Annotated in this window: 22 protein-coding genes and 1 tRNA gene; 9 read left to right on the forward strand and 14 right to left on the reverse strand. The window is 48.1% G+C overall.

The window, feature by feature from the left end:
- Positions 1 to 69: 69 nt before the first annotated feature.
- Complete coding sequence (locus B2739_RS12265; RefSeq protein WP_331346145.1) at positions 70 to 1,068, reverse strand: DMT family transporter; 999 nt, start codon at positions 1,066 to 1,068, stop codon at positions 70 to 72.
- A 435-nt stretch (positions 1,069 to 1,503) separates the two neighbouring features.
- On the opposite strand from B2739_RS12265, the gene B2739_RS12270 reads away from it, so the two are divergent.
- The 3 genes from B2739_RS12270 to B2739_RS12280 all read left to right on the forward strand — a co-directional run bounded on the left by B2739_RS12270 (position 1,504) and on the right by B2739_RS12280 (position 4,586).
- A complete protein-coding gene (locus tag B2739_RS12270) occupies positions 1,504 to 2,742 on the forward strand; it encodes a multifunctional CCA addition/repair protein (RefSeq protein ID WP_331346146.1) in 1,239 nt (412 codons plus the stop codon).
- 80 nt (positions 2,743 to 2,822) lie between these two features.
- Positions 2,823 to 3,587 carry a pteridine reductase gene (locus tag B2739_RS12275; RefSeq protein ID WP_331346147.1) on the forward strand — a complete coding sequence of 255 codons (765 nt, stop codon included), beginning with the start codon at positions 2,823 to 2,825 and terminating at the stop codon, positions 3,585 to 3,587.
- A gap of 33 nt (positions 3,588 to 3,620) precedes the next feature.
- Positions 3,621 to 4,586, forward strand: a complete 966-nt coding sequence (locus B2739_RS12280; RefSeq protein ID WP_331346148.1) for a magnesium transporter CorA family protein — start codon at positions 3,621 to 3,623, stop codon at positions 4,584 to 4,586.
- A 3-nt stretch (positions 4,587 to 4,589) separates the two neighbouring features.
- Here B2739_RS12280 and folK read toward each other — a convergent pair whose 3' ends face one another.
- The 3 genes from folK to tsaD form a co-directional block, all read right to left on the reverse strand.
- Positions 4,590 to 5,105 (reverse strand): 2-amino-4-hydroxy-6-hydroxymethyldihydropteridine diphosphokinase, encoded by a 516-nt coding sequence (gene folK / locus B2739_RS12285; RefSeq protein WP_331346149.1) that lies wholly within the window; start codon positions 5,103 to 5,105, stop codon positions 4,590 to 4,592.
- Positions 5,102 to 5,461 (reverse strand): dihydroneopterin aldolase, encoded by a 360-nt coding sequence (gene folB, locus B2739_RS12290; RefSeq protein WP_331346150.1) that lies wholly within the window; start codon positions 5,459 to 5,461, stop codon positions 5,102 to 5,104. Before folB ends, folK begins: the two co-directional genes overlap by 4 nt.
- 75 nt (positions 5,462 to 5,536) lie before the next feature.
- Positions 5,537 to 6,565 (reverse strand): tRNA (adenosine(37)-N6)-threonylcarbamoyltransferase complex transferase subunit TsaD, encoded by a 1,029-nt coding sequence (gene tsaD / locus B2739_RS12295; protein WP_331346151.1) that lies wholly within the window; start codon positions 6,563 to 6,565, stop codon positions 5,537 to 5,539.
- A 218-nt stretch (positions 6,566 to 6,783) separates the two neighbouring features.
- Between tsaD and rpsU the strand changes: the two genes are divergently transcribed.
- The 5 genes from rpsU (at position 6,784) to B2739_RS12320 (ending at position 11,944) form a co-directional block, all read left to right on the forward strand.
- Complete coding sequence (rpsU, locus tag B2739_RS12300; protein WP_007644759.1) at positions 6,784 to 6,999, forward strand: 30S ribosomal protein S21; 216 nt, start codon at positions 6,784 to 6,786, stop codon at positions 6,997 to 6,999.
- Between the two features lie 122 nt (positions 7,000 to 7,121).
- The gene (locus B2739_RS12305) at positions 7,122 to 7,577 is read left to right on the forward strand and encodes a GatB/YqeY domain-containing protein (protein ID WP_331346152.1); all 456 of its coding nucleotides are present in this window, start codon (positions 7,122 to 7,124) and stop codon (positions 7,575 to 7,577) included.
- A 47-nt stretch (positions 7,578 to 7,624) separates the two neighbouring features.
- Entirely contained in the window at positions 7,625 to 9,709 is a 2,085-nt protein-coding gene (gene dnaG, locus B2739_RS12310; protein ID WP_331346153.1) for a DNA primase, read from the forward strand.
- A 151-nt stretch (positions 9,710 to 9,860) separates the two neighbouring features.
- The gene (rpoD, locus tag B2739_RS12315; protein WP_331346154.1) at positions 9,861 to 11,717 is read left to right on the forward strand and encodes an RNA polymerase sigma factor RpoD; all 1,857 of its coding nucleotides are present in this window, start codon (positions 9,861 to 9,863) and stop codon (positions 11,715 to 11,717) included.
- 150 nt (positions 11,718 to 11,867) lie between these two features.
- Positions 11,868 to 11,944: transfer RNA gene (locus B2739_RS12320), tRNA-Ile, on the forward strand.
- Positions 11,945 to 12,024: 80 nt separating this feature from the next.
- Here the strand turns inward: B2739_RS12320 and B2739_RS12325 are convergent.
- From B2739_RS12325 to mrcB, 9 genes are all read right to left on the reverse strand, one after another.
- A complete protein-coding gene (locus B2739_RS12325; protein WP_331346304.1) occupies positions 12,025 to 12,798 on the reverse strand; it encodes a DnaJ domain-containing protein in 774 nt (257 codons plus the stop codon).
- Positions 12,799 to 12,839: 41 nt separating this feature from the next.
- A complete protein-coding gene (locus tag B2739_RS12330) occupies positions 12,840 to 14,429 on the reverse strand; it encodes an ABC-F family ATPase (RefSeq protein ID WP_331346155.1) in 1,590 nt (529 codons plus the stop codon).
- 180 nt (positions 14,430 to 14,609) lie between these two features.
- Positions 14,610 to 15,035 carry a phosphate ABC transporter substrate-binding protein gene (locus B2739_RS12335; RefSeq protein ID WP_331346156.1) on the reverse strand — a complete coding sequence of 142 codons (426 nt, stop codon included), beginning with the start codon at positions 15,033 to 15,035 and terminating at the stop codon, positions 14,610 to 14,612.
- 15 nt (positions 15,036 to 15,050) lie between these two features.
- A complete protein-coding gene (locus B2739_RS12340; protein ID WP_331346157.1) occupies positions 15,051 to 16,235 on the reverse strand; it encodes a DNA topoisomerase IV in 1,185 nt (394 codons plus the stop codon).
- An 83-nt stretch (positions 16,236 to 16,318) separates the two neighbouring features.
- Positions 16,319 to 17,929 (reverse strand): HAMP domain-containing methyl-accepting chemotaxis protein, encoded by a 1,611-nt coding sequence (locus tag B2739_RS12345; RefSeq protein ID WP_331346158.1) that lies wholly within the window; start codon positions 17,927 to 17,929, stop codon positions 16,319 to 16,321.
- A gap of 281 nt (positions 17,930 to 18,210) precedes the next feature.
- Positions 18,211 to 18,591 carry a hypothetical protein gene (locus B2739_RS12350; RefSeq protein WP_331346159.1) on the reverse strand — a complete coding sequence of 127 codons (381 nt, stop codon included), beginning with the start codon at positions 18,589 to 18,591 and terminating at the stop codon, positions 18,211 to 18,213.
- A gap of 67 nt (positions 18,592 to 18,658) precedes the next feature.
- Positions 18,659 to 19,207 carry an RNA polymerase sigma factor gene (locus B2739_RS12355; protein WP_049631916.1) on the reverse strand — a complete coding sequence of 183 codons (549 nt, stop codon included), beginning with the start codon at positions 19,205 to 19,207 and terminating at the stop codon, positions 18,659 to 18,661.
- Between the two features lie 5 nt (positions 19,208 to 19,212).
- On the reverse strand, positions 19,213 to 20,004 hold the full coding sequence (locus B2739_RS12360; RefSeq protein ID WP_331346160.1) for a DUF6249 domain-containing protein: 792 nt from the start codon (positions 20,002 to 20,004) through the stop codon (positions 19,213 to 19,215).
- A 272-nt stretch (positions 20,005 to 20,276) separates the two neighbouring features.
- Positions 20,277 to 22,619: a penicillin-binding protein 1B gene (gene mrcB / locus B2739_RS12365; RefSeq protein WP_331346161.1), complete on the reverse strand. Its 2,343-nt coding sequence runs from the start codon at positions 22,617 to 22,619 to the stop codon at positions 20,277 to 20,279.
- A gap of 212 nt (positions 22,620 to 22,831) precedes the next feature.
- Here mrcB and B2739_RS12370 point away from each other — a divergent pair, with 212 nt between their 5' ends.
- Positions 22,832 to 23,833 carry an adenosine kinase gene (locus B2739_RS12370; RefSeq protein ID WP_331346162.1) on the forward strand — a complete coding sequence of 334 codons (1,002 nt, stop codon included), beginning with the start codon at positions 22,832 to 22,834 and terminating at the stop codon, positions 23,831 to 23,833.
- Positions 23,834 to 23,892: 59 nt separating this feature from the next.
- On the opposite strand, the gene B2739_RS12375 is transcribed toward B2739_RS12370, so the two are convergent.
- Positions 23,893 to 24,069: a PLDc N-terminal domain-containing protein gene (locus B2739_RS12375; protein ID WP_331346163.1), complete on the reverse strand. Its 177-nt coding sequence runs from the start codon at positions 24,067 to 24,069 to the stop codon at positions 23,893 to 23,895.
- Between the last annotated feature and the right edge of the window lie 105 nt (positions 24,070 to 24,174).

Genomic DNA, 24,174 nt, shown 5'->3' on the forward strand with positions numbered 1-24,174 from the left:
AAAACTTGTCCGGGCACAAGCATGGTGCACAAAAACCAAGCTCGTCACCCGGGCACGCACCAAAACAACTCATTTAAACCGAATAACGTACTCTTTAATTTTCTGTAATTCCTGTTGCACGCTGGTTCCACCTTCGTAAGCTGGCGGCTCTGCTAATTTGCGCAACAACCACGCGTTCAACGAGGCGACAGCAGAGCGAATGGTCCAGGGCAGATACAACAACAAAGCAAACAGAACTACCGCTACACCAATCAATGTCTGCGATGACAACGCCTCATCTGCCAATACTTTGCCGATGACAATCGCCAACACCGGCGTCATCAAAGTAATGAGCGATACTGCACTCGCTGACATCCGCTGCAAAATATAAAAAAATAATGCAGCGCCCACCAAAGACCCCATCACTGCCAAGTACATAATCGATAGCGCAGATTTGGTTGATACCTGTTGTGGTAACGCACCATCCATTAACCACCAACACAGCAACAACCCCGGTAATGCAAATATCAACGCACCTGTTGCCTGATGAAATGCATCCAGTGTGATTGATTTTTCCAAGGTTAATTTTTTTACCCACACACTACTGAAACTGAATAACGCGCAGGACAACAACATCGCACTGATGCCGTAGATAGAGCGCAAATCGAATTGCATTTGGTGATAAAAAATAATGACTAAACCAGAAAGCGCCAATAACAACGCAATCACACGCTTAATAGAAAATGGATTTTGCTTTAACAACAGCAATGTCATTACACCCGTTGCAAACGGCGACATGGCAAAAAGCACCGCCGCCAAACCTGACGGAATAAATTGCACCCCCCAATACACCACCGGCATATTGGGAAAAATACCGATAGAAGCTGCAAAATAAATTGCACGATGCTGCCAATAGGTTTTCAACGATTGCCGCAGTAGCGCGTGAATAAATAACGCAATCGCTAACGCAAGCGACATGCGCGCCACAGCAGCCAGCATAAAACTAAGACTATCGCTACTCCATTGAATAGCGAGCGGAGTAGTAGCCCATATCAGCACTACTGAAAAATAAGACAATATTACAGCCACGGCATAACTCCTTATTGCCCAATGAGCAAAGTGCAAGAGAATGGCCGCAACACCCAATACTGGAAAAACTCCAACATCGGAAAAATAAAACTGAAACCCAAAAAACAAAAAGGCCGCAGTTTTTATGCTGCGGCCTTTGTTTACAACGATTAACTAACTAATCAACAAATTCCGCCAAGCAACGCGCACAGACTACAAACCAAATCATTGGTCGTAGTGCTTGGGCGGTATGCTTGGCGATATAAATTGGGTACATAATTAATTGATCTAAGCTTATAAGGTTTCTGAAAACTGAATCGAGGTTAATTTAATTTCTTACGCTCGACAAGTTATTTTTGTAGTTTTATGCATGCTTTTTTATTAATGCCTTTTGGCTAATAACTCACTTATACTCGTTTACATATTTTTTAATGACAAAAAATCGTGAAGAGCTACATGAAGACTTATCTGGTAGGCGGCGCTGTCCGCGATAAATTATTAGGCCGCGAGCCAAAAGAAAAAGATTGGGTGGTCGTAGGCAGCACTCCAGAAGAAATGCATCGCCTTGGCTTTGCACCTGTAGGTAAGGACTTTCCGGTCTTTCTCCATCCACACACCAAAGAGGAATATGCCCTCGCCCGCACCGAACGCAAAACCGGCCACGGTTACAGCGGCTTCAGTTTTTACTGCGGCAGCGAAGTATCACTGGAAGAGGATTTGATTCGCCGCGACCTGACCATCAACGCCATGGCCGAAGATGAAACCGGCAAAATCATCGACCCTTACAACGGCCAACAAGATCTCGCCCATAGACTCCTGCGCCATGTATCACCTGCATTTGCAGAAGACCCCGTGCGGATATTGCGCATTGCTCGTTTTGCAGCACGATATCACTATCTAGGCTTTCGCGTTGCCGATGAGACTATTCAGCTGATGCAAATGATGGTCGATAACGGCGAAGTCGATCATTTGGTTGCCGAGCGGGTCTGGAAAGAAACCGAGCGTGCACTGGGGGAATTCCATCCGGACATTTTTATTGAAGTCTTACGCAGCGCAAAAGCATTAGCGCGTTTATTTCCGGAAATCGATGCCCTATTTGGCGTCCCCCAAACAGCCCAACATCATCCTGAAATCGATACTGGCATACATACGCTCATGAGCCTGCAACAAGCCGCTAAATTAACCCGCAGCACCTGCGTGCGTTTTGCCACACTGTTGCATGATGTAGGCAAAGCTAAAACACCGCCCGATGAGTGGCCGCGCCATATTGCCCATGAAGACCGCAGCTTACCGCTGGTAAAACAATTATGTGAACGCATTGCAGCGCCGAAAGAATACAAAGATTTGGCATTAATGGTCGCGCAATGGCACACCCATTGTCATCGCGCATTGGAATTAAAACCGGCCACGATATTAAAAGTATTGCAATCAACCGATGCATTCCGTCGCCCCGAACGATTTGAGCAGTTTTTGCTATGCTGTGAAGCAGATGCACGTGGGCGCGCAGGTTTTGAAGATCGCGATTATCCACAGGCCGATTTTTTTCGCGCTGCGCTCAGTGCCGCGCAAAACATTGATGTCGCCGCCATCCAGGCGCAGAACCTCACCGGAAAAGCTTTTGGCGATGCAGTCAATCAACAACGCCTGCGCAATCTGATGACATTAAAAATGAATAACTCATCGGCCACTGACTGATGACATAGTGAAAATCGGCCAATAAATCGAATGCCGATAACCAATGTCGATAGCCGATGCCGATAAAAGAGGAGAGAAATATGTCGGGAGCTTATCCAAAAGTTGCACTGGTAACCGGAGCAGCCAAGCGCATAGGTGCAGAAATCGCACGGAAGCTGCACGCTGCCAACTTCAATATCATCGCTCACTATCATCAATCCAAAGCAGATGCAGAAGAACTTGCAGAAGAACTGAACGAAAAACGCAGCGAATCTGCCATTAGCATACAAGCCGATTTAAATGATATGTCGCAAGTCATGCACCTGGCGCAGGCGGGTAGTGATGCATGGCAGAAAATCGATTTGTTGGTCAATAACGCCTCCAGTTTTTTTCCAACACCGATCGGAAAAACGGACGAGGAAGAGTGGAACCAGATTATCAACTCCAACCTGAAAGCCCCTTTTTTTCTCGCACAGGCATTGGCCCCCACCCTGGCAAAACACCACGGTTGCATCATTAATATTGCAGACATTTATGCCGATAAACCGCTAAAAAAACACAGCGTTTATTCGATCGCAAAAGCAGGTAATGTCATGCTCACCAAAACCCTTGCCTTGGAATTGGCACCGTTAATTCGCGTCAACGGAATTGCACCGGGTGCCATATTATGGCCAGACGACAGTTACAAAAAACCGGAAGATCAGCTCTCTGATGAAAATAAACAAAAGATGCTCGCCAAAATCCCTCTGCAAGAGCGTGGGCACGAATCGGATATAGCACGCACTATTTTATTTCTCGCCAACGAAGCGCCCTATATGACCGGGCAAATACTCAATGTAGACGGCGGACGCTCCATCACCATCTAATTGCTATCCAATCAACGTGGATTTTTATTCAGCATGATCAAAACACAACTATTAACCTCAACTGGCGAATGGCTTACAGGTAATGAAGATTTAGTGTCACGTTGGCGAGCAGACCAAAACAGCTACATCTGGATAGATTTAAACGGGGAAGAGCCTGCGAAAGAAAAGCAATTTTTATTATCGATGAACTGTCACCCACTCGCCGTTGAAGATGTGCAACGCTTTCGCCACCCACCCAAAACGGAAACATTCGAAGATCACACACTGATACTGTACCGCGGAATTACCGAATTCAACAAAGACCTCACCATCCAACAAATGACAATCGCATTATTTGCAGGTGAACGTCATCTCATCAGCTGCCACCCACGCAATTCACTGGGCATCTCACATTATTGGGAAAATGCGCATCATGAAAATTTATTGGTGAGCCCGGGATTACTTGCATCGCGCATCATGCGTTTTTCGGTTGGTCGCTATCTGGAAGCCATACTTGCATTTGAGCCATCGCTTAATGAACTTGAAGATTCAATGCAAGAAAAACCTAACGATGAAGTTATGCGTGAGTTGATCGCCTACCAGTCACGCTTACGAAAACTCAAACGCATTTTCAGCTACCACGAAAAATTGGTAACCAATTTATTAAAAGAAATACCGCAACGCCTGATAGATGAAGACGGCGATATTGAACACGCACTGCAAGATTTATTCGAACGCTGCGAACGTTTGCATGGCCTATGCACAATGTATTACGAAATCTGCGGCGATTTAATCAACGGATATTTATCTATCAGTTCACACCAACTGAACAGCACTATGAAAGTGTTGACAGTCATCACGGCGATTTTTGTTCCACTGACTTTTATCGCAGGCATTTATGGAATGAATTTCGACAACATGCCAGAACTGCATGCACCTAATGGCTATTTTTATACATTGGGGGGAATGCTGGTGATAGCAGCAGGATTTGGGGTAGTGGCTTACAAGAAATGGCTGTAGTGATTATTGAGCCTGCGAAATTTTTCTTCCGCTCCACATAAAGTCAATCACCCACAACTGTTGCGATGACTGGTCATACTCACTCCATAGCTGCGCGTAGGTTTGCAGCAACTGAGGATGTTTAGCGTGTGGAGCAATTTCTGCCATCGGCAATAGCACAAATGCATTTTTGGTAATTTCTGCACGCGGCAACTCAATACCACTTTCAATCCCAACGAAATCCCCGTAAGTCAGAATATCGATATCGAGCGTGCGCGGACTGAACTTTGGACCATTGCGTTTACGCCCATTATTATCCTCAATCCGCTTTAAATTTTCTGACAACTCAGCAATGGACAAAACAGTCTCGGCACCAACGACCAGATTAAAAAAATTGCTCCCCTCAAATCCCACTGCTTTGCTTTCATACACGGACGATATCTGCAGCTCACCTAACATGCGAGCCAATGCATCCAAACCTGCTGCAATATGTTTATGGCGCTCGACATTACTGCCGAGACTCAGATAAATCATTGTCATGCAGGCTTAACTCCGCGCTCAATAATCAAACCGACATCGCGAGCTCCACGCACAGCACCGGGCTTGCTTAATCGTAAGCGCAACCAGGGCACATCAAACTCGGTGCGAATTACCTGTGCAATTTCCTCAGCAAGCGTCTCCACCAAAAGTGCATTGCGATTTTCTACATAGGCAATCAAGCGTTTGGAAACCGCTTTGTAATTCAATGCATATTGAATATCGTCCGTTGCAGCAGCTTTACTAATGTCGCTCGCCATTTCCAAATCAATGCTGACGGTTTGGCGCACTTCGCGCTCCCAGTCATAAATACCGATAATGGTATCGATGCGTAAATCGCGAATGTAAACAATATCCATAAAAATAGTCTTTTCTGTAGCGTGAATTGTGATGTGATTATTCTAAAAAGTGATGACTCCAGCGAAGCCATTTTTTTACAGAGGAGAAAGTGAATCCAGCGGCCAGCGCGCCTTCACATTGATTGCCAATCCCTCTTGCTGCCCCGCAAGTAATCGCTGGCAACCTGCGTAGGCGATCATCGCACCATTGTCAGTACAAAATTCATGGCGAGCATAAAATACTTTTGCACCCATTTTGGCGAGTTCGGCATCCAAATCGGCGCGCAATTTTTTATTCGCCGAAACGCCGCCAGCGATAACCAAGGTTTTCATGCCGGTCTGCTCAAGCGCGCGCTTACACTTGATTACCAATGTATCAACAACTGCTGCCTGAAATGCGCAGGCAATATCGGCGCAGGTTTGGTCATCAGGCAGGCCATTCGCTTGCTTATTGGCATTGACCGTCGTGAGCGTCGCTGTTTTTAATCCACTGAAACTGAAATCCAAACCGGGGCGATCAACCATAGGTCGCGGAAATTTAAATCGCCCCTCAACACCCTGCTCTGCAAGTTTGGCAATTTGCGGACCGCCGGGATAATCCAGATCGAGCATTTTGGCCGCTTTATCAAAAGCCTCACCAGCTGCATCATCAATCGATTCGCCCAATAATTCATATTGCCCAATCGCATCTACTTTCACCAACTGCGTATGCCCACCCGATACCAACAGCGCAACAAAAGGAAATGCGGGGGGATTCGCCTCCAACATGGGAGCGAGCAAGTGCCCCTCCATATGATGCACACCAATCGCAGGAACATCCCAGGCATAAGCAAGAGAGCGGCCGAGCGATGCGCCCACCATCAAGGCACCAACCAAGCCAGGGCCTGATGTGTAGGCGATAGCATCAATATCGGCAGCACTGGAGCCACTCTTCTCCATTACCTCATTAATAAGAGGCAAGAGCTTGCGCACATGGTCGCGCGAGGCCAATTCGGGGACAACGCCACCGTATTCAGCATGCAGGGCAATTTGGGTGTAGAGCACATGCGCCATTAAGCCCCGGTCGCTGTCATAGACTGCAACACCGGTCTCATCACAAGATGTTTCCAAGCCCAATACACGCATAATCCAACCTCTTGCTCACCTTACAGGTGACGATCAACAAATTCAGAGACGCTATGATAATGGCTGGCTCCGGGAAAACCCAGCGCAACAACCCAGCCAAGGTTGCGGCTGCAACAAGAAGCGTATAGAATCCGCACCCCTTGGATACTTGGACGCACGTTGTGCAGACCAATTTCCTCAAGACATCATTTTTAAGCACTTAATTTAAAGGTAACGACATGCCTTCAGTAAAAATCAAAGAAAACGAACCATTTGATGTAGCCCTGCGTCGCTTCAAGCGCGCCTGTGAAAAAGCCGGTATTTTGGCTGACGTTCGCGCTCGCGAATGCTATGAGAAGCCAACCACTATTCGTAAGCGTGATGCCGCTGCTGCTGTTAAGCGTCATGCTAAAAAGGTTCAACGCGAATCCAAAAAGTTTACCCGTCTGTACTAATAGCCTGCTGTGCCCAATTGGGATAACACAGTAATTAGTGCTTACCGGTTCTGTTTGTTAGTTTGTTTGCATCTTTTCACTAACAAGCCGTGCGTTTTAAATGATTGATTATTGGTGAACCCATGAGTCAAACAACGCTAAAAGACCGCATAAATGATGCCTTAAAGACCGCGATGCGCGCTAAAGAAAAAGAGCGCGTCGCGGTTTTGCGTCTTGTGATGTCTGAATTCAAAAAAATCGAAGTGGATGAGCGCATCGAGCTGGATGATGCCCGCATACTGGCCGTGCTGGATAAAATGGTCAAACAGCGCCGCGACTCCGAAGCACAATATCGCAACGCCAATCGCCCCGAGCTTGCCGAACAGGAAGCTTACGAAATAAGCCAAATACAAGAATTCCTCCCTGCCGCCTTAACCGCTGCAGAGTTAGATGCCATTGTAGTCAAAGCGATAAGCGATGCAGGTGTTAGCGAAGCGCGCGACATGGGCAAAGCCATGGCGCTAATCAAGCCTCAAGTGCAAGGGCGCGCCGACATGGGCGATGTAAGCAAGCTGCTTAAAGCCAAATTGAGCAATTAGTCGCTAACTGCTAGTTCTGGCAACCCAAATCTCAGGCGACCGCTTCAATGGCCGGATTAATCCCCCAAAGCTTTATTGACGACCTGCTCGACCGCCTCGACATTGTCGATGTGGTCGATAGTCGCGTAAAACTAAAAAAAACCGGCAAAAACTACAGCGCTTGCTGCCCCTTCCACGACGAAAAAACCCCCTCTTTCACTGTTAGCCCAGAGAAACAGTTTTTTTATTGTTTCGGCTGCGGCGCTAGCGGCAATGCACTCGGCTTTGTTATGGATTACGAGCGGCTAAGTTTCCCCGAAGCGACAGAGATGCTTGCTCGCCTCGCAGGGCTGGAAGTGCCACGCGAAGTACAGACCGAAGCCCAGCAAAAACGCGAAGAGGAAAAACGCAGTATTTATACATTACTGGAGAAAGCAGATGCGTTTTACCAGCATCAATTGCGTCACCACCCCAGTAAACATCTCGCCGTCAACTATTTAAAAAATCGTGGTTTGGACGGCAAAACAGCCAAGACCTATGGTGTCGGTTTTGCACCACCTGGCTGGGACAACTTACTCAAAGCCCTCGCTCAAAACGATGAAGATAAACACCTGCTAATTGAAGGCGGAATGCTGATTCATCAGGAGCAAGAAAAAAAACTCTACGACCGCTTTCGTCATCGAATCATGTTCCCCATCCGCGATACCCGCGGGCGGGTTATCGGTTTTGGCGGTCGCGTTTTAGGTGACGATAAACCCAAATATCTCAACTCTCCGGAAACGCCAGTTTTCCACAAAGGCCAAGAGCTTTATGGACTCTACGAGGCGCGCCTCGCTTATCGCGAGCTGCCACGACTGCTGGTAGTAGAAGGCTATATGGATGTGGTGAGCCTCGCCCAGTTCGGCATTTGCTATGGTGTCGCCACATTGGGAACCGCATGCGGGCCAGACCACCTGGATCGAGCCTTCAAATACACCAATGAAGTGGTATTTTGTTTCGATGGCGACAAGGCAGGCAGAAGCGCTGCGCACCGGGCACTGGAGGCATCTATTGAGTGCATGACCGATGGTCGTACGGTGAAATTCCTGTTTTTACCGGAAAATGAAGACCCGGACACACTCGTGCGCCAGATAGGCACGGAAAAATTCGAGCGAATGGTCGAACTGGCCGTTCCTTTTGAAGATTACTTATTCGATGCTGTCGCTGAAGGCCTGAATATCCGCACAATGGAAGGGCGCGCCACTTTCAGCAAACGGGCCGCTCCGCTTTTGGACCGACTCCCCAAAGGCGTCTTCAGGGAGTTGATGTTTGAAAATCTGGCGACGCGCACAGGCCTCAATCGCAAAGTATTACAGGAACTGGTGCTCGAGCAGCAAAAAGCAGAGCCTGCCACACAAGCATCTCCCGCTAAAACGTTGGTAAATACACCCACCGAAGAAAAGGTTATGCCAACTGCTGCCCCCCAACATCACAACCATTGGCCAGATAACCACCCAAACAACCACATAAACTACCAAACACCCTACGATTCAGGCATGAATCCGGGGGATTACAGTGATTTTCCTGCAGAACTGCCGCCACCGGACTATCACGAATACTATGAAGAACCTATCGCGCGCACGCCAAACCGTCGCCAATATCAACCAGAATTACAAGCCCGCACCGCGAGCCGATATCTAATGCCTCCGGCACGCAAGGCACTTGCATTACTGCTCACACACCCCAGCCTTGCAAGCCTCACCCCCAATCATGATGAGTGGCTGGAGGATGAATCCAACAGCGAGTGCATTACCTTGGGGCGATTGCTCAAAGTGTTGCATGAACGGCCGCACTACAACCTCTCCCATCTGATTGGTTACTGGAGAGGTGTCTATGGTGCAGACGAAACAGAGAGGCTTGCGGCGATTGCAGGGCACGATTTACTGCAAGCTGCCAACGCCCTGAGCCAAAGCCGACAGGATAAGCCCGCAAAAGCAGACTACGATAGCGAGCGCGCATTTTGTGATGCAATAGAAAAACTGCGACTCCAACAGAACCAGAAAAAAACAGCTGAATTTTTGGCAAAACTTAAAAATACCGACTTTACTCAACTATCCAAAGAAGAGCGCGAGCAACTGGTGCACGCTGCTCTGGCGACCAAATCGCAGTACTGATTGCCTTAAATCGATCAAAACCTGCGCAACTCATCCAGTAAATGATGAGAGTTTTTAGTGTCGCAACCCGACTGCCTAGAATCCACTCAGGCAAGTGGAGTATAATTTCGGGCTTTGCATTTCACTCACCAGGTTTTAAATAGGGTTTCGAATGTCTGAAGACGTCCAACAGCAACAGTCCCGCATTAAAGAATTGATCGCACGCGGTAAGGAACAGGGCTACCTGACCTACGCTGAAGTCAACGATCACCTTCCGGAGGACATTTCAGATCCGGATCAGGTCGAAGACATCATCCAGATGATCAATGACATGGGCATCCGCGTATATGAAACTGCGCCCGATGCCGACACCCTGTTAATGACCGATGGCGATTCTGCTGCCGATGAAATCGCCGCTGCAGAAGCAGCAGCGGCATTGGTGGCAGTAGAGACCGAAACCGGCCGCACAACAGACCCGGTACGCATGTACATGCGTGAAATGGGCACAGTTGAACTGCTTACCCGTGAAGGCGAAATCGTCATTGCCAAACGCATTGAAGAAGGCGTGCGCGAATTAATGCACGCCATTGCCTACTGGCCTGGTGCAGTACAACAAGTACTCGATGAGTACGCACTGGTTGCAAAAGAAGAGCGCCGTCTCGCCGATGTAATCATCGGTTGGCTAGATCCAGTCGAAGATATTCCTCCAACCCTGCCTGATGACGAAGAAATACCCGTCGCCGTCGCTGGTGCAAAACCAGAAACCGAAGATGAAGATGAAGAATCTTCATCTGATGACGAAGATGAAGCCATTTCTGGTGTGGACCCTGAAGAAGCTCGCGTGCGTTTTGAGGAACTCCAAAAGCAGCAAGATAAAACCGCCAAAGCACTCGCCAAACACGGTTATGGCAGCAAGCAAGCCGAAAAAGAACTTTCTGCGCTCGGTGACTTATTTAAATTTTTCAAATTGCCAACACGCCAATTTGATCCAATTTATTCAAGAGCACGCAATACGCTGGACAATATCCGTAAGCAAGAACGCCACATCATGGATCTTTGCACGCGTAAAGCACAAATGCAGCGCAAAATTTTTATCAAAGAATTCCCGGGCAATGAAACCAACGATGCTTGGCTGCCTGAGTTTCTGAAAGGTAAAGTTGAACACGCTGAAAAGCTGGAACGTGTCTTACCTGATGTGCAGTCTGCACAACAACAGCTCGCACAGATTGAAACCGAAAGTGGTCTGAGCCTCGCCGCAATTAAAGACATCAATCGTCGCATGTCTATTGGCGAAGCGCGCGCGCGCCGCGCGAAAAAAGAAATGGTTGAAGCCAACTTGCGTTTGGTAATTTCGATTGCGAAAAAATACACCAACCGCGGTTTGCAATTCCTCGATTTGATCCAGGAAGGCAACATTGGCCTGATGAAAGCAGTAGATAAATTTGAATACCGTCGCGGTTACAAATTTTCTACTTACGCTACCTGGTGGATCCGTCAGGCAATTACCCGCTCGATTGCCGACCAAGCCCGGACCATCCGTATTCCGGTACATATGATTGAGACCATCAACAAACTCAATCGTGTATCGCGCCAAATGTTGCAGGAAATGGGGCGCGAACCAACGCCTGAAGAACTCGGCGAACGCATGGAAATGCCAGAAGACAAAGTGCGCAAAGTGCTGAAAATTGCCAAAGAACCTATCTCCATGGAAACGCCTATCGGCGACGATGAAGATTCGCATCTGGGTGATTTTATCGAAGACACCACCATTATTTCTCCGGTGGAGTCAGCGACAATGGAAGGCCTGATGGAAGCTACGCGTGAAGTGCTTGCTGGCCTTACCGCACGTGAAGCCAAAGTATTGCGTATGCGTTTTGGTATCGATATGCACACCGACCACACGCTGGAAGAAGTAGGCAAGCAATTCGATGTAACGCGTGAGCGTATCCGTCAGATCGAAGCAAAAGCGTTGCGCAAATTGCGCCACCCCTCGCGTTCAGATCACTTGCGCAGCTTCCTTGATGATTAATTATCACTCAAAATAAAACCCGCATATGCGGGTTTTATTTTTTCAGCCATCAACATTCATAATCTCTAGCCACACACTTCACAACTCACTATAATGCCCCCACTGCGTTGCTACGGCTTCATTAGATGTAATTTTGCGCAGTTTCTTTTAGGGCCTATAGCTCAGTTGGTTAGAGCATCCGACTCATAATCGGCAGGTCGCTGGTTCAAGTCCAGCTGGGCCCACCATCATTACTCCATCCGCAGCTTTAAATAATTCCCTCAACACCGCGACATATATGCACTCAATTTATTAATGCATAAATAAATTAGCTGGCAATATAAATTGATCGATGCTTTTTAATAAATGCGTATGCAACTTGGATTTTTTTGAAGTGCTCGGTTGCAGCATCCAGCCGTTCAGGGGAAAGATTTTTGCTTGCTAATTTATCGGGATGAAATTGGCTCACGCGTTTTTTGTAAACCATTCTTATTTCATCATCAGTCATTTCCGAATTAACACCAAGAACCCTGTAGCATTTCTGCAAATCCTGATTTTGAGAATTGGATTCAACATAGGAACCACTATTAACGTCTTCCCTATCTGAATAGTTTCCTGCCTGCTTTCTTTGGGATGAAACAGAAGTGTCTTGCGGCATTACTGAATCAATTGACTGGGGGTTGCGACTCGCTGCTATTTGATCCTGCTCATAAAGCATTTTTAATAAATGATTAAATACGATGCTTTTATAATTTAATTTGCGCGCTATCCACTGTATTGCATACAACTCTTTTTCAACCAAATAGCCGTCGGATTTCGCAACAGTGACCAAATAAACCAATAAAATCTGTATTAGCTTTGGTGTTGTGGATTCAAGAAATTTCTGGATCGTTTCGTTTGCATTAAAGTCAGGACTTGCGCCTGACTTTAGCAACAGAAGGGCTTTACTGTGCTCATCCTCCGACAAGTTCATTTTTTTCATGTAAAGCTTTACGCGCTTTACTTCGGATTTGTTTATTGGGCCATCACAATTAGACACATAGCCCAATAAACTAAACATTGCTGTTAAAAAAGATTCGCGAATATTATTTTGTTTATGCATCACAAACACTCTATATTCAACAGCAAAAAGTAGTTAATGTCTTATTGGGTATAGATTCCCTGGCTGCGCAAATAGTCTTCGTAATTACCATGGAAATCGATCAGCCCTGTTGGTTGCATATCAATAATTCTGTTGGCGAGGGAAGATACAAACTCACGATCATGGCTGACGAAAATTAATGTGCCGGGATAATTTTCCAGTGCCAGGTTAAGCGCCTCGATGGATTCCATATCCAAATGGTTGGTGGGCTCATCCATTAACAATACGTTGGGATTCACGAGACTTAACTTACCAAACAGCATCCGGCCTTTTTCACCACCGGATAATACTTTTACATTTTTCTTTACGTCATCATTGGAAAACAGCATTCGCCCGAGCGCACCGCGCACCAATTGTTCGTCGCCTTTAGTCCACTGTTTCATCCAATCAAATAAATTGCTGTCGTCTGCAAAATCCGCGGCGTGGTCTTGGGCGAAATAACCGATCTCCGCTTGCTCTGCCCATTTCACTGTGCCGCTGTCAGGTTGCAAATCGCCATACAAACAACGCAACAGTGTGGTTTTACCCGCACCGTTAGGGCCGATAATCGCAATGCGCTCACCCGCTTCTACCTGCAAACTTAAATCGGTAAACAAAGGTCGATCAAACGCTTTGCTCACTTGCTCAAGAGTGACGGCCTGACGGTGTAATTTTTTGTTTTGTACAAATTTGATGTAAGGGCTTACGCGACTTGAAGGTTTAATATCATCCAACTGGATTTTATCAATCTGACGTGCGCGCGAGGTGGCTTGCTTTGCTTTGGATGCGTTAGCGGAGAAACGGCTCACGAATGCTTGTAGCTCTGCAATCTGCGCTTTCTTTTTAGCATTTTCATTGACTAATTTTTCACGTGCCTGGGTAGACGCCATCATGTAGTCGTCGTAATTGCCAGGATAAACACGCAGCTCACCGTAATCCAGATCAGCCATGTGCGTGCACACCGAATTTAAAAAGTGGCGATCGTGCGAAATAATAATGATGGTGCTGTTGCGCTCAACCAAAATATTTTCCAGCCAGCGGATGGTGTTGATATCCAGGTTGTTGGTTGGCTCATCGAGCAGCAATACTTCGGGATCAGAAAATAATGCCTGCGCGAGCAACACGCGCAACTTCCAGCCCGGTGCCACAGCGCTCATTGGACCAAAATGTTGTTCGATGGGAATATCCAGCCCCAACAATAATTCGCCTGCGCGCGATTCGGCGGTATAGCCATCCATTTCTGCAAACGCTACTTCCAGCTCAGCCACACGCATACCGTCTGCTTCGCTCATCTCGGGCAATGCATAAATCCGATCGCGCTCGGATTTCACCGCCCACAGCTCCGTATGCCCCATGATGACCGTATCCACCACCGAGTATTCTTCATAGGCAAATTGATCCTGCTTGAGCTTACCCAAGCGGGTATTAGGCTCCAGCATAACCTGCCCTGCAGAAGGCTCCAGATCGCCACCCAGAATCTTCATAAAGGTGGATTTACCGCAACCATTGGCGCCGATAAGGCCATAGCGATTGCCGTTGTTAAATTTGACGGAGACATTTTCAAACAGGGGCTTGGCACCAAATTGCATGGTGATATTAGCGGTGGAGATCACGGGTAATTTCTCTGCGACTGAACGATTAACGGGCTAGATGCATCAGTAAAAGGATAGATACATCACATATAGATACGTAAAGGGCGCGCATTTTAGCCTAATTGGCAGCCTGAAAGGGGTTTTTATTGGTTATAAAAAAGCCCGCAAAAAGCGGGCTGACTGCTGGTTGTATCACAAAAATCAAGGTACTTTAAAAACGACTTTTACCGAAGCATCGACTGCACTGGCATCGACATAGCCAATCATATTGGGATTGGCTGCCACCAGCGCTTTGACCGCGGCATCATCACCAGCATCCTTGGGCGGGGTGCCTTTACCGGTAAACACCAGCTGTGACCAATAGGCTTTGTATTGGCTGGCGTTTTTCTTACAAACACTTTCGTTAAATTTATCGCGTGCGGCAGAGCCTTCATTTTGGTTGATAGGCACCGCTTGTGCCCCGCCGGGAAAACTTTTGCTTTTGCCGAGAAAAACGCGCGCGATATCGTCTTCCGTCAGCGAATCAAAACCAGCCGATGGGTGGACGATAACGGCAACCTCTGCCCACGTAAAAACTGACATGCACAAGGCGAGACTGGCAGCGACAGCAGTGATGAATTTTTTCATGTCCGCAGCTCCTTTTTAAAACACAGTCTGCAAGGCAACGGAGTAGACTTTTTGTCCGCCGTTAACCTCGTCATCAACATCATCGATCTGGAATTTAAGCGCACTGCCACTGGTGACATCCCAACGGGTTCCCAGCGAAATCACATCGCGCTTATCCGCCTGTGACGCCGCAACCTGATTGAGCGCACCAATGATAGGAAGTGTTGCGGGAGCGACAGGAATGCCTTCTGCAAGATTCGCGGCATCGTCATCCGAACGTGCAGCGGTGATATGGAATAACCAATTACCTGTGCGCACACCCGCCATTACGTATTCGCGGACGTTTTTCGCGAGCATGGAATCTTTCGCTTCAAATTCCACATGTTCTGCCGCGGCCACAAAAGTACCAGTATCGATTGTGATACCAATTTGCGTAAAGGTGGCTTTGTCTTCATCTACCAACACGTTGGTGGTGACGCCACCTAAGGTGGGCGGTAAAGATCCCAGGAATTGCCCCAGTGTAAAACCGGTTGCAGGATCAAGCACTGCACCCGCAACATCCACTGTGAGATCGGCTTGATGGTAAGCCGCACGCAGCGTCCACCAATCTTTCCCCAAGGTTGCCGCTATACCGGCCTGGTTGCGTGTTTCAGCTTCTGTCTGGACGCCATCCAGCGAGAACTCATCGTTGAAACTACCGAAATAAGCCTGAAAAGTCGCATCAAAAATACCGAGCGTTTTGGTCGCATAAATATCAATGCCGTCCACATTATTAAACGGCAGGTAATACACTTCGCGCGGTGGTGTTATCCATGAATAAGCGTAACCAACATCAAGAAAATCGGAATATAAATAAAACGGGGTACGCAAACGGCCTGCACGCAATTTGACTTCATCAGTTGCCTGCCAGGTCAAATATGCCCACTCAGCATTCACATCGTAATCACTGTTACTACGCGCAATCAGTTGGGCTGTAGCGGTGAGTTTTTCACTGACTTGCCCACTCACTTGCAAGCCGAGCAAATTGTTATCAAACGTCAGGTCTTCTTCATAACCACCATAATTAGCAGCATCTTCGTATTCATCATCAACAAAACCGCCACCAACCGATAAAAAACCGGTCACGTTAACATCGGCTGCTTGTACCAAGGGGGCGACCATGCATGCTGCCAGCACGCAGGCTAAACGATTTTTTTTGTGTGTTGGATTCATTTTTTTCATGTATAACCTCACTCCTAAGTTAATAACTTCCTGTTTTTTTACTCCGTAAAAATTAATTCGCCTTTCCTATGAAAAATCATTTTTTAGACACGGAACTGACTCGCGATATTGCGTAGCTCCTGACTGATATGTCCAATATCGTGACTGATTTCGTTCAGTTCATTTGTGCTGCTGGTGACTAGCTGGGTGCTGTTGTAAATCCCGTTAACATGTTCAGACACATGCGAGAAAGTCACTGTTTGCTCATGCGTAGCCGCAGCGATACGCTCATTAATACTGCTGATAGTTTCCACATTATTTAAAATAGAATTCAGTGCTTCGCCCGAAGCGACTGTGGCCTCTACGCCGCGATTGGCGCGATCAACGCTGCCTTGCATTGCCGTCACTGCACTTGCAGATACCTGACGCAATTCACTGATCACTTTATGGATTTCTTCCGTTGCCTGGCGTGTACGTATAGCAAGGCCTCGCACCTCATCGGCGACTACTGCAAATCCGCGCCCGTGCTCACCTGCTCGCGCAGCCTCAATAGCCGCATTCAAGGCCAATAAATTGGTTTGCTCTGCAACGTTTTGGATGGTGTTGAGTAAATGCCCCACATCAGCCGAAAATTCTTCAAAGCGATTGACTACATTGGCCGCGCTGCGCACCTCTTCTGCAAGTGTGCTAATAGTGGATACATTCGCTGCCAGCGTTTCTTTTCCTCGCGCTGCAGCAGTACTGGCATCTTGTGCCTGATGCGATGCATTGCCGGCAAATTCTGCAATTTCACTAACCATTTTCATCAGATCTTCAATAGAAGTTCTCATGCTGGAAATTGCGCTCGCCTGCTCATTAATGCGCACCATATTTTGGCTACTGGAATTCGTCAGGCGTGTTGCAACTTGTGAAAGGCCGCTCACATCCTGACTGACATTGGCAAAAGAACCATGCAGCTTTTCCACAAATGCATTGAAATATTTAACCAGATAAAGAATTTCATCTTGGCCGGGATAATGAATTCGCTTGGTGAGATCACCTGCCCCCGATGCCATTTCTTTCAAGGATTCTGTCACTTCATTAATACTGGATGTAATCGAGCGACTGATGATCAAGCTAATAAGCAGTAATGCAACTATCACGCATATCGCAATTAACAAGGCGATGTGCGATGCATTTTTTGATGAGTCGATAGTTTCGCTGATCGCGAGATTAAAACGTTTTGCGGTTTGGCTTTTCATTGCCGATAATGATTTGCGCAAATTTTTTAATTTATCTGCATTGGCTGCAGTCTCTGCGCCCACTTGATTGAAATCAACAGTCCCTGCAATAAACCCTTTTGCGATACGCACTGCAGTGGTGTACCAGTCTTGCAGTTGCATATCTATATCATTGACTTGCACTGATAAATCACCGCTCAGTGCTGACAGTTTTTCAAGATTACTACGAATTTCCTGATAGTGTTTATCGGCATCTTCCAATACTTGTTCATCGCCCGTTGTTACTGAGCTATTGATTTGCTGCTCCATCAACAACAGCGAGCCCAAATTAATCGTGGTTAATTCCAACGTGGGATAGATGCGTTGCTCCACCTCAGCCAAGCGGCCGCTGTTGGTACGCTCAACCCAGAGTGAATAACCCTGGCTGACAACGAACCCAATCAGGGAGATGGCCACCAATAACATTAATTTTTTTGCGATGGTCAACCGTAGCATGCGTACAATCCCAGTTCGATAAAAATAATCGCTCATTACAAAGCGAAGGGTTGATAGAAAAACGATGCACTGATTAAAAAATTTATATGCACTCTAATAATCATTTGGGTATAGCAGCCGCTTATATAATGCGCAAACTTCTTGCGCCAAGGACGCGTGAGTAGAATCACTTATTGACATTTTGGGAGCAAAAAAAAATCGCCTAATTACTCTTGGTAATTAGGCGATTTGACAGAGAGGACAATAAAAATTTAATCAGGAAAAAACTCAACCATCCACTGCTATAACAATGGCTTTGGTTTAAGTATCAACAAAACGGGAACAAGCAACATAGCCGTTGCCGCCGCCACACATGCGGTCGCAAAACTGGCTGCATCCATTGTTAATATCCAGGCATAGACTGGCTGGACAATTTCACGCACCGAAAATTGACTCGCTACCAACAGTGCAATCAATGTTACCGGTACGGCAATAATCAATAATTCCAACCAGCGGTTCAAACGCCGGGATACAGGCAGACTCGCCATTAACTGCGCGGTAAACCCGTCATCATCTATGTAGGTATTGGACGCTTGCAGCTGCTTGCGCAGGAACGCATCAAAATGACCATCATCCAATTTATGGTCACCAACATTATTGTCACTAAAATGACTGGTGCTCATATCGCAACCTCATTTAACCACGTTGTGATTGACTCTGTGATTGACATCTTTGTCATTGACCACGCCCTCATTGGGGTAACCCGTCTTGCCAGGAGGCCAGCAGGGTTTGCAATTTTTGCTTGCCGCGGTTGATGTGGGTTTTCACTGTGCCCAAAGGAATACCCATAATAGTCGCTGCTTCTTCATGGGAAAAGCCATCTTCAAAGCATAGACGGATTGCCAATTGCTGCCCGGCACTTAAGGTTTGCATGGCGGCCTCCACATCTTTTTGTGCATGGTATTGCTTTACGCTGCACTGTTCCGCTTCGATCTCTTCATTCTCGTCAAGTTCACACCATTCGATCTTTTTCGCGCGCCAGCGGTTGGCCGCAATATTGAAGGCGATACGGTACAACCAGGTGGAGAACTTGGCTTCTGCACGGAATGCACCCAGCGCAGCGTAGGCCTTCATGAAGGTCTCTTGCGCCAGATCGTCCGCGAGGTGGGTATCGCCATTGCACAGGCGTCTTGCCCATGTACGCAATGGCGATTGGTAGCGCAAAACCAGCTGCGCGAAGGCGTGCTGGTCCTTGCGGCTAACGACCCGCGCAATCAATTCCTGATCGGAAAGGGACATGCGGATTAGTCCTGCTGCCCCTGCTGTTCAACAGAACCCGCTTTGGGTTTGTTCAGGTACCAGACCAGGGTCTGCGAACACCCGAAGGCGATCCAGATAAAACCGATCGATCCGATATCAAACCCTACCAATGCAGTCAGGAAGATCAACAAGCCAATACCGAGGAACAGGTTGCGGATACCCCGGGAGAGATCGCCCGCTTCGCTTGCGCTTTTAGGCTCGTCGCCACGCAAAAGCTCCACTGGAATATCGCGCCCGGCCGCGAGCAGCTTGTCGATATTGTTATTGATTTCCTGCTGGCGACGCGCCCTGCTGCGATAGCGCAGTACGAGCAGGAACGCCAATAAGAAAATCGGCCCGCCAAAAATAAACACAATTGCAAATAATGGAATTAACAGTGCCAAGCCAATATCCCCTTCATCAAAATTGGGTTTGCCAAATGCTTCTTGCAGGCCTTTATCCAGATCGCGCTGCCAGTTGTGGTGTTCGCGCATTCTGCGTTCGTGATCACGCGCAATCGCCTCCTGCGCTACCGCATGGGCTTGCTGCTCTATGGCGTGAGCTTCTTGCGAACGCTCAAGATCTTGTTGCTCCTGCTGCTGGGGTTCTTCCGGAAGCGGCGCTATTGCAGGGGTAGATGGATCAGGCGCGGCCGATGTTTGGGCGCTGACAGGAACAGAAGAATTGGAGTCAACCGGAACCGGAGTACCTTCCAGTTCAGCGGCACTCGCAGGGATCAGAACGACACAACCGAGCACGAAGCCCAGCAGATGCGCAGAGGGTGAACGTAAAATCATGGGTTAAGCCTCTCAGGGTAATCCGGGCAGGATTGGAAGTTTTCAATCAATAATGCCCCAACTCATAGACTAAGACACAGTCTAGTGAGCTTCAGATTCACCGGAGAGGTTTATTTTTGCGACAAGCAGAAGAAGTGAGAAATAGCTAAAGACTGTAATCGTTATACCCGGTTGAGCACATCGTCACTCCCGCGAGCGGGAGTCCAGCCTTTGATGTTAAAGCCATTGGATCCCCGCACGCGGGGATGACGACTCCCTGCTTTTGCAACGCATCAGTTCACTAGTTTGTGCCAGAGGCTCTTGATCGGATTTTTATTCTGCAGCTCGCACTCTACGGATTGCAGCGGGCGGAAATCGTCGCGCAGTGGCAACCAGACCGCGCCTTCACAGGTTTCTGCACTGAGCTTGCCGGTCTTTTCATCCAGCCAGTCAAAGCTGACACCGGGCGGGGGTTCTTGCGGCAAGCTGCGGGTAGGCAGGTTCTTCATAAAATCTGCCCAGACCTGCAAGGCACCTCCGGCACCGCTGAGTGGTGTTGCACTGTTGTCATCGCGCCCGAGCCAGACAATGGCCAGATGCTCGCCACTGAAACCGGCAAACCAACTATCGCGCTGATCATTGGTGGTACCGGTTTTACCGGCCAAATCGATGGATGAGGAAATCTGGTTATAGGCGCTGCGCCCGGTGCCTTCACGCAAGGTACGCTGCATGGCGTATTGCAATTGGAAGGTCGATTCAGCATCAAAGCGCTGTTCCAGCTCAAGGGGATAGCGCTTGAGCGGTTTACCGTCTGCTGCCAATACCTCGCGGATCGCGTGCAGCGGTGTATAAACGCCTTCTGCTGCGAGTGTGTGATACATGCCAGCAATTTCCATTGGCGACATATCCACTGCCCCCAACAGCATTGCCGGTAACTCGGGGACTTTGCCCTCATAACCCGCGCGCTTCACCACCTTGGCAACGCGATCCAGCCCGACCGTCATGCCCAAACGCGCAGTGGATTGGTTGTAGGAGTAAGCCAAACCTTTGTAGAGCGGGATATCGCCATGATCTTTTTTATCGGCATTTTGCGGTGCCCACCACTTGCCGCCGGATTTATAACTCACCGGTGCATCGCTAATAATCGTGCCCAAATTATATTGCTGCGGAATTTCCAGCGCGGCCAAATACACAAACGGCTTCAGAAGCGAGCCGACCGGGCGCTTGGCATCCAGCGCGCGGTTAAAACCGGAGAAGCGCGGATTGCGGTCGCCAATCAGCGCGAGGATTTCCCCTCCACCCACAGACGTCACCACCATACTGCCCTGCACGTTTTTGGTCTTGAACTGTTTTTCAAGTTGCTCGACACGCAGCTTCATGGATTTTTCCGCTTGCCGTTGTACCATTGGCGACAAGGTAGTGAATATGCGCAAACCTTCGCTGCGCAGATCGCTTTCTTTGTAATCCTGATTTAACTGGCGCTTCACCAATTCCATAAAAGCAGGATAAGTCGTGGTGCGCGATTCACCCTCAGCCACAATCCCCAAGGGGGCTGCTTGCGCGCGCTTGAGTTGCTGTGCATCAATCAAGCCCTCCTTGTGCATAACGGCCAGCACAACGTTGCGGCGCTCTTTGGCGCGCTCCGGATTGCGCCAGGGGTTGTAATAAGATGCCCCTTTTACTACGCCCACCAAGAGCGCCAATTCATGCACATCCAATTCACTTAACGGCTGACGGAAATAATGCTGCGCGCCCAGTGCAAACCCATTGATTGAACGCGAACCACTTTGGCCTAAAAAGACTTCGTTGATGTAAGTTTCCAGAATTTCCGATTTGCTGTAATGCACTTCCAGCAGTACCGACATAATCGCTTCCGGAATTTTGCGGCGCAAAATACTTTGCTCATTCGTCAGATAAAAATTCTTCACTAATTGCTGGGTGATGGTACTACCGCCCTGCACTACTTCACCGCTGGTTGCATTAACCCAAGCAGCACGGATGATCGCCAGTGGCGATACGCCGTGATGATCCAGAAAATGTTTATCTTCAACCGCCAGCAAGGTTTCACCCAGCAGCGGTGGCAAATCCGCAAGGCGCACCAGCAAGCGATCCTCTTTATCGGCCGGATAAAAACCACCAATTTCTTCCGGCTCCAAACGCACTATGGGTAAATCAGCGCCCGCTAAATCGATCAGCCCCTGCACCTCGTTATTGCCGACACGCAGCATAAATTTGCGTGCAGGCTCGGTTTTATCCCAAAACGCAAACCCGCGGCTATGGATGTGATAGGTCACTTCATGGGATGAAGCACTGACTTTTTTCAGGATCTTGCCGGGCGCATCTGCATTATTTTCAAAACGATAACCAAGCGCGCGCAACTCTTGTTCGAACAGCGCCGGGGTTAATGATTGCCCTTGGTATAACTCCAGCGGACGCGCATACACCCGTGCAGGCAGCGACCATTTTTTTCCTTCAAATTTTTCGCGCACAACCGAATCCAGATAAAGCGTCCAAATTCCCAGCAAAGCTACTGCCAATAACAATCCATAAAAAATCCACAGCCGAGCCAGCGCCCAACCACGGCGAGAAACAGATGCAGATTTTGTACGGCGAGCAGTTGAACGGCGCTTGGTCATGGGCAAATCTTTTTTGAGTGGATTGTGTAACAGGAAGGCTGCGCAATAAGCGCAAAAATTTGGGCGCCAGTTTAACCGTCGCACTGTTTGAATGCGAGGGTAAAAACCGGCAATTTCCCATGCCTGGTGATGGTCGCTTTATAGGTTGCAGCGAATTTTGCATAATGCCGCACATTTTCCATTCCGGACCATTCACCCTACAGGGCACCTCCATGAGCAAGCAATACCATATCTACGGCATAGGCGCGGCACTGGTCGATACTGAAATCACCCTCACCGATAACGACCTCACCACCATGGCAGTGGCCAAAGGCGTGATGACACTGGTGGATGAAGAGCGCCAAAGCGCGCTCATCGATTATTTACAAAACCATTTAGTTGCATCACATCGCGCCAGCGGTGGATCTGCAACCAATAGCATCGTCGCCGCCAGTTATTTTGGCAGTAATAATTTTTATTCCTGCAAAGTTGCCAACGATGAAAACGGTGCGTTTTATTTGAATGACCTCAAAGCCGCTGGCGTTGCAACGCCAGCACATATCACCCCACCCGCAGGCATTACCGGCAAATGTTTGGTGATGATTACACCCGATGCCGAACGCACCATGAATACTTTCTTAGGGATCAGCGAGACGCTGTCGGTGAATGAATTAGATACGCAGGCAATCGCCGATTCACATTATGTGTACATCGAAGGCTATCTGGTCACATCACCCACCGGCCGTGCAGCCGCCATTGAGTTGCGCAAACAAGCACAAGCGAATAACACCAAAACCGCACTCAGTTTGTCTGACCCGGCGATGGTGCAATTTTTCCGCGATGGTTTGATCGACATGATTGGCGAAGGTGTGGATTTAATTTTCTGCAACCGCGACGAAGCGATTGGCTTCACCCAAGCCCATTCAATTGAAGATGCCATTGAAGCGCTAAAAAAATACTGCAAACAATTTGCGATCACCTGCGGCGGCGAAGGCGCACTGGTGTTTGATGGCAGCGAATTAATTAACGTCGCAGCCACACCGGTAAAAGCCATCGATACCAACGGCGCCGGTGATATGTTTGCAGGCGCATTCCTGCACGCAATCAATCACGGCAAAGATTTTAAAACAGCCGCTGCCTTCGCTAACAAAGCAGCCGCAAAAGTCGTATCACAATTCGGTCCGCGCCTGAAACCAGAGCAACACGCTGAGTTGATGGAAAGTTTTTTTAATTAACCACAAGACTTGGCGATGGCCGATATTAATCGGCCATTTGGCTCACAGAAGAGCCCATTTTATTTGGGTCCAAATAAAAACCACAGAATAAAACCAAGTACTGGCAGTAACAAAAGCACTACAATCCAAATTACTTTCGTTCCTGTACTTGCACCGCTTTGCACGGTTTTTACAATCGCGTACACGATACAAACCAGCAAAATGAAACCTAAAACACCGCCCACTTCAACATTCATATTTTGCTCCTACATGTATGAATTCACTGCAAAAACCAGCTAAAACCAACCTCGTTCATGAATATATCAACACTAACAACTAAAACATCGACCCCACAATAATAG

The sequence above is a fragment of the Cellvibrio sp. UBA7661 genome, from assembly GCA_002483365.1.
Classification (GTDB): domain Bacteria; phylum Pseudomonadota; class Gammaproteobacteria; order Pseudomonadales; family Cellvibrionaceae; genus Cellvibrio.

Bases quoted from the DNA above. Each gene is read 5' to 3' on its own strand.
- B2739_RS12270 (WP_331346146.1), top strand. From the start codon at position 1,504: ATGAAGACTTATCTGGTAGGCGGCGCTGTCCGCGATAAATTATTAGGC.
- B2739_RS12275 (WP_331346147.1), top strand. From the start codon at position 2,823: ATGTCGGGAGCTTATCCAAAAGTTGCACTGGTAACCGGAGCAGCCAAG.
- B2739_RS12280 (WP_331346148.1), top strand. From the start codon at position 3,621: ATGATCAAAACACAACTATTAACCTCAACTGGCGAATGGCTTACAGGT.
- folK (WP_331346149.1), bottom strand. From the start codon at position 5,105: ATGACAATGATTTATCTGAGTCTCGGCAGTAATGTCGAGCGCCATAAA.
- folB (WP_331346150.1), bottom strand. From the start codon at position 5,461: ATGGATATTGTTTACATTCGCGATTTACGCATCGATACCATTATCGGT.
- tsaD (WP_331346151.1), bottom strand. From the start codon at position 6,565: ATGCGTGTATTGGGCTTGGAAACATCTTGTGATGAGACCGGTGTTGCA.
- rpsU (WP_007644759.1), top strand. From the start codon at position 6,784: ATGCCTTCAGTAAAAATCAAAGAAAACGAACCATTTGATGTAGCCCTG.
- B2739_RS12305 (WP_331346152.1), top strand. From the start codon at position 7,122: ATGAGTCAAACAACGCTAAAAGACCGCATAAATGATGCCTTAAAGACC.
- dnaG (WP_331346153.1), top strand. From the start codon at position 7,625: ATGGCCGGATTAATCCCCCAAAGCTTTATTGACGACCTGCTCGACCGC.
- rpoD (WP_331346154.1), top strand. From the start codon at position 9,861: ATGTCTGAAGACGTCCAACAGCAACAGTCCCGCATTAAAGAATTGATC.
- B2739_RS12325 (WP_331346304.1), bottom strand. From the start codon at position 12,798: ATGCATAAACAAAATAATATTCGCGAATCTTTTTTAACAGCAATGTTT.
- B2739_RS12335 (WP_331346156.1), bottom strand. From the start codon at position 15,035: ATGAAAAAATTCATCACTGCTGTCGCTGCCAGTCTCGCCTTGTGCATG.
- B2739_RS12340 (WP_331346157.1), bottom strand. From the start codon at position 16,235: ATGAAAAAAATGAATCCAACACACAAAAAAAATCGTTTAGCCTGCGTG.
- B2739_RS12345 (WP_331346158.1), bottom strand. From the start codon at position 17,929: ATGCTACGGTTGACCATCGCAAAAAAATTAATGTTATTGGTGGCCATC.
- B2739_RS12350 (WP_331346159.1), bottom strand. From the start codon at position 18,591: ATGAGCACCAGTCATTTTAGTGACAATAATGTTGGTGACCATAAATTG.
- B2739_RS12355 (WP_049631916.1), bottom strand. From the start codon at position 19,207: ATGTCCCTTTCCGATCAGGAATTGATTGCGCGGGTCGTTAGCCGCAAG.
- B2739_RS12360 (WP_331346160.1), bottom strand. From the start codon at position 20,004: ATGATTTTACGTTCACCCTCTGCGCATCTGCTGGGCTTCGTGCTCGGT.
- mrcB (WP_331346161.1), bottom strand. From the start codon at position 22,619: ATGACCAAGCGCCGTTCAACTGCTCGCCGTACAAAATCTGCATCTGTT.
- B2739_RS12370 (WP_331346162.1), top strand. From the start codon at position 22,832: ATGAGCAAGCAATACCATATCTACGGCATAGGCGCGGCACTGGTCGAT.
- B2739_RS12375 (WP_331346163.1), bottom strand. From the start codon at position 24,069: ATGAATGTTGAAGTGGGCGGTGTTTTAGGTTTCATTTTGCTGGTTTGT.